General features: G+C 42.0%; 8 protein-coding genes. 6 read left to right on the forward strand and 2 right to left on the reverse strand.

Features of this window, described 5'->3' with window-relative positions:
* Positions 1 to 158 precede the first annotated feature (158 nt).
* Together P5683_RS20435 and P5683_RS20440 are read right to left on the reverse strand one after the other, a co-directional pair.
* Positions 159 to 1,328, reverse strand: coding sequence for an AbrB family transcriptional regulator (locus tag P5683_RS20435; protein WP_006622624.1), 1,170 nt, complete (start codon positions 1,326 to 1,328; stop codon positions 159 to 161).
* Between the two features lie 124 nt (positions 1,329 to 1,452).
* Positions 1,453 to 1,914, reverse strand: a complete 462-nt coding sequence (locus P5683_RS20440; RefSeq protein ID WP_006622625.1) for a peroxiredoxin — start codon at positions 1,912 to 1,914, stop codon at positions 1,453 to 1,455.
* A gap of 189 nt (positions 1,915 to 2,103) precedes the next feature.
* Between P5683_RS20440 and P5683_RS20445 the strand changes: the two genes are divergently transcribed.
* The 6 genes from P5683_RS20445 (at position 2,104) to P5683_RS20470 (ending at position 8,594) form a co-directional block, all read left to right on the forward strand.
* The gene (locus tag P5683_RS20445) at positions 2,104 to 3,690 is read left to right on the forward strand and encodes a B12-binding domain-containing radical SAM protein (RefSeq protein ID WP_006622626.1); all 1,587 of its coding nucleotides are present in this window, start codon (positions 2,104 to 2,106) and stop codon (positions 3,688 to 3,690) included.
* Positions 3,691 to 3,776: 86 nt separating this feature from the next.
* Positions 3,777 to 4,469, forward strand: a complete 693-nt coding sequence (deoC, locus tag P5683_RS20450; RefSeq protein ID WP_006622627.1) for a deoxyribose-phosphate aldolase — start codon at positions 3,777 to 3,779, stop codon at positions 4,467 to 4,469.
* Positions 4,469 to 5,365 carry a DNA repair protein RecO gene (recO, locus tag P5683_RS20455; protein ID WP_006622628.1) on the forward strand — a complete coding sequence of 299 codons (897 nt, stop codon included), beginning with the start codon at positions 4,469 to 4,471 and terminating at the stop codon, positions 5,363 to 5,365. The genes deoC and recO overlap by 1 nt, the downstream gene beginning before the upstream one ends.
* 85 nt (positions 5,366 to 5,450) lie before the next feature.
* A complete protein-coding gene (locus P5683_RS20460) occupies positions 5,451 to 6,524 on the forward strand; it encodes a HindVP family restriction endonuclease (RefSeq protein WP_006622629.1) in 1,074 nt (357 codons plus the stop codon).
* A 17-nt stretch (positions 6,525 to 6,541) separates the two neighbouring features.
* Positions 6,542 to 7,486 carry a DNA cytosine methyltransferase gene (locus tag P5683_RS20465; RefSeq protein WP_006622630.1) on the forward strand — a complete coding sequence of 315 codons (945 nt, stop codon included), beginning with the start codon at positions 6,542 to 6,544 and terminating at the stop codon, positions 7,484 to 7,486.
* A gap of 610 nt (positions 7,487 to 8,096) precedes the next feature.
* On the forward strand, positions 8,097 to 8,594 hold the full coding sequence (locus P5683_RS20470; RefSeq protein WP_006622631.1) for an anti-sigma regulatory factor: 498 nt from the start codon (positions 8,097 to 8,099) through the stop codon (positions 8,592 to 8,594).
* Positions 8,595 to 8,607 lie beyond the last annotated feature (13 nt).

Below are 8,607 nucleotides of genomic sequence, written 5' to 3' on the forward strand. Positions count from 1 at the left end.
AAGGATATAGGCGAACCCTCAGAGGGCGGGTTGATTTATCTTATCCCTAGGAGGGAAGGATATAGGCGAACCCTCAGAGGGCGGGTTGATTTATCTTATCCCTAGGAGGGAAGGATATAGGCGAACCCGCCCCTACATGAGATCTGGTGGAGAGTTGGTTATTCTTTTTTGTCAATCATCATCTGCTGTAAAATCCAGGGTACAATTAGCAGAATTAATAGCATTCTGGTCATCTGCATAGCCATGACCAAACCGGAATCTCCCCCTAGTTGTAGGACTGTGGCGATCATAGCGGTAATTCCGCCGGGGGTTGAGCCTAAAATAGCGGTCATGGTGTCAACTTTAGTAATTAGATGGAATATATATCCAACCCCTAAACAGCTTAAAATTAAAACTATGACTAAGATTACCTCAATTAATACGGCTTTGATTAACTTTTTGGCGGTGTTCCCATCAAATTTAAGACCGGTACCGAGTCCGACGAATAGCAAGCCGACAGTAAAGCCGAGGGGTGGCATTTCAAAGGTATAAGGTAAACTCCAAAAGCCAATTAATCCCGCCAAAAAAGGGCCGAGAAATAGGGAAGAAGGAAGCCGCAGCAAAGGTCCTAGCCACACTCCCAAACCGCCGCAGACGCTGATAATTAGCCAGTTAAGGAAAGCTGGGGCGTGGGGGGGACTAGACAGGGAAGTAGGGGAAGATAAGACTAATGGCATTTCTGGAAGTCCAGGGGAAGCAAACCAGAAACTAGCTAGGGTGGGGATAATTAAAGCGACTAGGAGAATGCGGATATATTGGAGGACGGCGACGGCGATCGCATCAGCACCCATTTGTTCACTGATAGCTACTAAACTAGGACCAGCACCGGGAATGCAACCTAAAAATCCGGTAGTGCGATCGATTTTCGCCCACCGCCATAATAGATAGCCATTACAGACACTCATGGCACCTGTTACTACAATACAACCTAATAGGGGTAAAGCGTAGGTTTTACCGAGTATCAAAGTTTCGGGGGAAAATCGAGTAGCAGTAGTTAAAGCAACGATCGCCTGTCCGACCAGGTTAAAAGACTTGGGTAAAGGTGTAGACTTCTGCCAAATTAGAGCCAATAAAATCCCGACAATCATCGGACCTATCAGCCATCCTACTGGCATATTTAAGGAAGCCAAAAGCCATCCTGCCATGATAGCGATCGTCATCTCAATTAGGATAACTCCCACTTTTTCCCCATTTAATAGTAACGTTTTTAACGGGCTTTCATGTATCGAAAAATCAAGATGTTTGGCGGTAAATTGCATGGGAATAAAAGCAGAGCTATTAATTTTCATTTCATGACTATCTATATAGAATGGTTCAATGTAATTCTGAGAAAGCGGAGGATAAAGATTTTAATAAATACTAATCATACCAGGGCGGGCATTATAGCCCGCTCGAATTTTGCCCCAAGTCCACCTAGACAGCAGACATAGAACGCAAAGTTTTTAAGGCTTCATCCACATGACCTTTAAAATCCAACATGGAATCAAAAATGTGACGGACTACCCCTTGATTATCGATTACATAAGTCACCCGACCGGGAAGTATCCATAAGGTGGCTGGAACTCCGTATAATTTCCGCACCTGATTTCCCTTATCACTTAACAGAGTAAAAGGCAAATTATACTTACCGACAAATTTCTGATGTTCATCGGGGGAGTCCGCACTGACTCCGATAACTTCCGCCCCAGTTTCCTGAAAAATCGTGTAACTGTCCCGAAAGGCACAGGCTTCGGCCGTGCATCCTGGGGTATCATCTTTAGGGTAAAAATAAAGCACTACTGCTTTGTTACCCCGAAAGTCTTTGAGGCTAACCGATTCCCCGGTCTGGGAGGTTAAAGTAAAATCGGGGGCGAGGTCTCCAACTTGAACTGGCATATTTGCGATATCCTGTAACTTAACTTTAGCAAAAATGTTAAATTTTGTGTGCCTTTGTTATGATATCGCGGAATCTATCCTGCGGAAACCTAATTAATGGAAACCTATTCCCCCAGGTTCCATGCTGCACGATTCTATAGTTCCGCGCCCAAAAGCGATCGCCATATTAAACAATGAGGTATTGATTAAATGCGAGTTTTACTAATTTATCCAGTGTTTCCTAGAACCTTCTGGTCCTATGACAAAATTCTGGAACTGGTCGATCGCAAAGTCCTGTTACCTCCCCTAGGGCTGATCACCGTAGCGGCGATTTTACCCCAAGAATGGGAATTTAAGTTAGTCGATCGCAATATCCGACCCGTCACCGAAGCCGAATGGGAATGGGCGGATCTAGTCATTCTCACCGCCATGATCGTCCAAAAAGTCGATCTGCTGGCACAAATTCAGGAAGCCAAACGCCGAGGTAAACCCGTCGCTGTTGGTGGACCTTATGCCACCTCAGTCCCTGGTGAAGTTGCAGCCGAAGCAGATTATTTAATCCTGGACGAAGGCGAAATCACCTTACCCCAATTTGTCGAAGCCATTAACCGGGGAGAAACCAGTGGCACTTTCCGATCGCCAGAAAAAGCTGATGTTAGCACTACTCCAGTTCCCCGTTATGATCTGCTGGAATTGGATGCTTATGACTCTATGTCCGTACAGTTTTCCCGTGGCTGCCCCTTCCAATGCGAATTTTGCGATATCATTGTACTCTACGGGCGCAAACCCCGCACCAAAAATCCTGAACAACTCCTCAAAGAATTAGATTATCTGTATGAATTAGGATGGCGGCGGGGAGTGTTTATGGTCGATGATAATTTTATCGGCAATAAGCGCAATGTTAAGTTATTGCTAAAAGCCCTCAAGACTTGGCAAATTGAACATCAATATCCTTTCCGATTTAATACAGAGGCATCAGTGGATTTAGCCGCCGATGAAGAACTCATGGATATGATGGTTGACTGTAATTTTGATGCGGTATTTTTGGGTATTGAAACCCCGGACGAAGCCAGTTTGGCTTTAACTAAAAAATTCCAAAATACCCGTAGTTCTTTAAGCGAATCTGTCGATAAAATTATCCGGGCTGGCTTGCGACCAATGGCGGGATTTATTATCGGTTTTGATGGCGAAAAATCTGGGGCGGCTTCCCGGGTGATTGAGTTTGTAGATCAGGCTGGTATTCCTACTGCCATGTTGGGGATGTTGCAAGCCCTCCCCAATACCGGATTATGGCATCGGTTGGAGAAAGAAGGACGCTTACTAGCGGATCGGGAAAATATTAGCCAACACGCTACTAACCAAACTATGTTAATGAACTTTATTCCGACTCGTCCGGTTGAAGAAATTGCCGCCGAATATATCCAGGCTTTTCGGACTCTCTATGAACCCGATCGCTATTTAGACAGAACCTATAACTGTTTCCTGAAATTAGGCGCACCTCGCAGTAAAACCCCTTTTAAAACTCCTGAATTGGTGGATTTACGGGCTTTGGCAATTATTATTTGGCGACAAGGAATTAAGCGATCGACTCGGTGGAAATTCTGGCATCATTTATTGGGTATTATTCGCCATAACCCGGCGGTTTGGGAACATTATTTAACGGTCTGCGCCCACAATGAACATTTCCTCGAATATCGCGACATTGTAACTGCTGAAATTACTCAACAACTAGAGAATTTTAAAAAAGTGGAGTCGGCGGAATTGCCGCCCGCCGAACTCTCGAAAGTTACAGCTTGAAGTGATTAGTTATGGGGAGCAAATTTGCTCCCTGTTATGACGTTCAATTAATTTAAATCTATGATACTGAATTAGAGCATCCTAATATGATGAGAGAATCTTACGATGATCTTGATATTGCGCCCCTAATTGACCATACCTTATTAAATCAGACGGCTTCTGATGAACAAATCCAAAAGTGTTGTGAAGAAGCGGATCGATATAATTTCGCTTCCGTTTGTATCTTCCCTGGTTTTGTCAAACTGGCGCGGGAACTTCTGCACAATAAAAGCCCTAAAGTTTGTACGGTAATTGGGTTTCCCTGTGGTGCGAATACTTCCGCCGTGAAACTGTATGAAGCCTTAGAAGCGGTCGAAAATGGGGCGACTGAGTTGGATGTGGTGATTAATTTAAGTTGGTTAAAGTCGGGAAAAACTAATGAGTTTAACCGGGAATTAGCCGAAATTTGCGAGGAAACCGGAGTGGTGGTTAAAGCCATTTTGGAAACAGCCGTTTTGACAGACGCAGAAAAACGTCTGGCCGCGGAATTGGCTATTGATGCGGGGGTTACTTATCTCAAAACTAGCACGGGATATTATGGAGGTGCGACGGTCGAGGATGTTAGGTTACTCAAGCAAGTAGCGCGGTCTCAGGTGGGAATTAAGGCTTCTGGAGGTATTCGCACTTATGATCAGGCGATCGCACTTTGGGAGGCGGGGGCGACCCGTTTAGGTACTTCTGGAGGGGTACATATTATCCGCAACCCGCGCCATCAACTCAACCAAGAAAATCAGGATTAATGAGTCGTACTTATAAAGCTACTGGGATTATTTTAAAGGCGATACCTCTGGGAGAGTCCGATCGCCTATTAACTATTTTAACACCAGAATTTGGTCTGATGCGAGTGGTAGCACCGGGGGCGAGAAAATCGCGATCGCGTCTGGGGGGGACTACGGGTTTATTTGTGGTTAATCAGTGGTTAATTGCCAAAGGGCGATCGCTTGATAAAATTACTCAGGCGGAAATTATCAACTCCCATAGTGGACTCGCTAAAAATTTGGGTAAATTAGCCGCTGGTCAATATTTGGCTGAATTGGTTCTTAGTCAAGCCTTGAGTGAACAACCTCAACCGGAACTCTTTTTGCTATTGTCAGAACATTTAGACCGCCTAGAAGGACTTCCTAATACCTCTACAGAGGAAAATGCGATCGGTATAGTCGCCCGTTTAACTCATGGAATTTTTCACCTCTTAGCTTGGGCGGGAATTGCTCCCCAGGTCCAGTTATGTTGTCTAACTCAACATCCTTTAAACCCTAATTTTAGCGACCCTAATTGGTTGGTAGGGTTCAGTTTAGCGGCTGGGGGTATCATTAATTTAGTCGAATTATCCCGCATTACCAGCCAACATAATGACCATCAATCATCCTCAGTTTCCGAAGCAGGTGGGCGTTATCTAACTGAGGAAATATCCATCAAAATTGATGCGCGTCTAGCAGCAGAACCCTTGGCAATTCTTCAACATTTAGCCCAATCTGAATTAACTAATCTCTGGAATACCTATCAACCATCAGCTTGGATAACCGTGGAAAAAATACTACGCCGCTATGCTGAATATCAGTTTGCTCGCTCGATTCAATCTGCCTCTTTAATTGACAGTTGGCTATTGAATTGTTCCCCTACTAATTGGTGTCAATAACTAGGACTGATGATTGATTAATCATGGTTTCGGTAGCTGGTCGATTTTGGTTATATTTTGGATAAACGATTCAATCATAATAAAAATGGTTAAAAAGCAGCCTAGCTTATTTGGGATAAGATATTATAATCGCGATTTCTTACAAAAAAAATCCTGGGGTAAAAATTGTTTTAATTCATCTTTTCCGACAGCTTTATGTTGCTATTTGCATGAGATCAATCTTGAAAATATCTATATTAAAGTAAATTCTAACTTAGAGATTGAGCATACAACTATTGCCACCGAAGATGTTTTTGGTATTAATCCTCAATCGGATCTAGCATTTTATGCTTTTGAATCACAATTTACACCCTATCAACAATATTTAATTGGTACCCTTCCCAGAGTTGATTTAGTTACGCAAACTAACGGACTTTGTTTGCGTGCTATGGAAATTAAACTGACCGCATTACCAGATAATACAACTTGCGAACTACCTGAAAATCAGTACGGATGTGAAATTGTAGTACGACCCGATACTATTGTTGATTTAGCCTGTAGCATAGCCTCTAATCTTCGGCAACAAGGAACTAATATGGCGGAATTACTACAATTAACATTTCCACAGGATTTAGATTGGACAGAACCCCTATCAGTAATTCCTTATGTCTCAACTATGATAGAAGCGATCGATAACTTAATGAGCCACATTGTTTCAGTTCAAAAACCATTTTTAATGCAGCCAATTTGGAAAACTCAGGGAAAGTCTCCCCAATTGTCTACTAACTGTTTAGATGTATTTATTTGGAGTGATATTTCCTTTAGTCGATTATTTATCAATTTGGCTAAACAAGAAATAGAAAACTTTGGTCAAATCATCAAAATTTCCAGATATACACGAACAGTAATTTGGCTATTTAAAATGTTAAGTGATTTTGGCGATCGCGGATTATTTGACCATGTAAGCATTATTGATTCCTGCTCATACAACACCAAAAATGATAAAGCATTTGCAGTCAATGGAAAAATAACTCACGAATATATGAACTCAGAGTCTTGGCGACAACCAAGAATCCCTAAGCAGGAAATCAAAAATATTATTTTAGGAGATGGTCAAAATTTACTGAGTCCCGAAAGAAGGTTTGATGCTATAATATACAACTCACCAGATTTATTTTGACTATAAATTTGTGAACTATGAGAACTATAGATTTGTTTGCTGGATGTGGTGGATTATCTTTGGGATTTGAAAATGCTGGATTTGATATTAAAGCTGCATTCGAGATATGGCAGCCAGCCATTAAAGTTTATCAACGTAACTTCAGACATCCCATTTTTCAAGTTGATTTATCTGAAGAAAGCGTGATACATACTCTGCGAGAGTATAAACCAGAAGTCATTATTGGTGGTCCCCCATGCCAAGATTTTTCCAGCGCGGGTAAAAGGGATGAAAGTTTAGGACGTGCTAACTTAACTATCAATTTTGCTCGCATTATTGCTTCTATTAAGCCTCGCTTTTTTATGATGGAAAATGTTTCCAGAATCACCAAGAGTCAAACTCTTAAAGTGACTTGGCAAATCTTAAAAAACAGTGGCTATGGTTTGACTGGCTCAGTTTTGGATGCTAGTTATTGTGGGGTTCCACAAGCCAGAAAACGATATTTTCTCATCGGTGAACTAGAAGGAAAAGACAATTTTTTAGAACCTTATTTGTTCAAAAATTATGCCTCTAAGCCGATGACAGTTTTTGATTATCTAGGTTTGAGTTTGGGAATTGAGTATTTTTATCGTCACCCAAGAAGTTATCAAAGGCGAGGAATTTTTAGTATCTATGAACCTAGTCCCACAGTGCGAGGTGTAAATCGACCTATCCCTAAAACTTATCAAAAACATCACGGCGATGCCTGTGACCTCAATCCCTCTCTACGACCACTAACTACTATGGAAAGAAGTTATATCCAAACCTTTCCTAAGTCTTTCAAATTTGAGGGGAGTAAATCTGACTTGGAACAGATGATTGGCAATGCGGTTCCCGTCAAATTAGCTGAATATGTGGCAGGTTCTCTTCTTAAATATATTGAAGATGGTTATAATCACGTTGGGTCTCACGATTCCTATATACAACTTAGCCTCTTTAATTGACAGTTGGCTATTGAATTGTTCCCCTACTAATTGGTGTCAATAAATTAACGGGGGGGGGACAAAATTATGATTAACTTGTCATTAACTATGGTATAATCTTGGCCCGTCTTGAAAATCCTAGTTATTCCGTGCATGGGGTTGACAAAATACTAGATTTATGCAGTGAGGCGATCGCTAAAATCGGCAATTTAGTATCTGATGATACAGTAGATTATGGCGGATCAGTTCTATGTAGGATATCAATTCTCAGGGGCTGCCACCAGTGGGAATGTTGCTCCCCAATCACTGATTTATGAAAAGGGTGATCTCCGAAGATAATTAATAATGATAACTAAGGAATAGATAATACCCTAATGCAAAACATATTCGGGGGTGGGGTCAAAAGTACCACATTGGCCAAACCAGGCAATGAGTCCTTGTTACTATCATTAGATTTAAAGACAATTGCAGATTATTTTTGAGGAAATTTGCATTTTCCGGATTTTTTTGCTAATATTAATTTAGGGACGGGTACTTAAACTTAAACAACAACTTGATTCAACATAAGTGGAGTATTCACAACTATGCAGTTGATGAAAATAGTTCACCTGAAAGCCTGGGAGTTTTCTAAGTGATTGCCATATCATCACGTCCGGTTAAACGTAACTGGGTCACAATTAGCTTTGCTTCTACACTCTATCTGGGATCGATTTTGGATTTACTTCTCGCCGAAATCCCCTCGGAGTGCCAAGATGAAATCAGACTAGGACTACAAGAAGCCCTAGTTAATGCTGCCAAACACGGCAATAAGCTAGATCCCAGTAAAACGGTTGTCGTTCGTTTTGCGATCATCAATAATCAGTTCTGGTGGTTGATCTCAGACCAAGGACGGGGATTTAAACCCCCATCCTGTGGCTGTAGCTTGTCAGCAGTGGAAACTAATGATAACTGCTGGGATGACCCAGAACTACCCCATGATGAACATGAATGCGGACGAGGATTGTATATTCTTGAGCAAATATTCGATCGCGTGGAGTGGAACCAAGATGGAACCGAACTAATCCTAAGTAAACAAATCCCCGCTATATCACGTAAACCTCTTGGGAGCGTGGAAGCCCCGTGTCTTTAGACCGGGGAGGAAC

The sequence above is a fragment of the Limnospira sp. PMC 1279.21 genome, assembly GCF_032349615.1.
Taxonomy (GTDB): Bacteria; Cyanobacteriota; Cyanobacteriia; order Cyanobacteriales; family Microcoleaceae; genus Limnospira; species Limnospira fusiformis.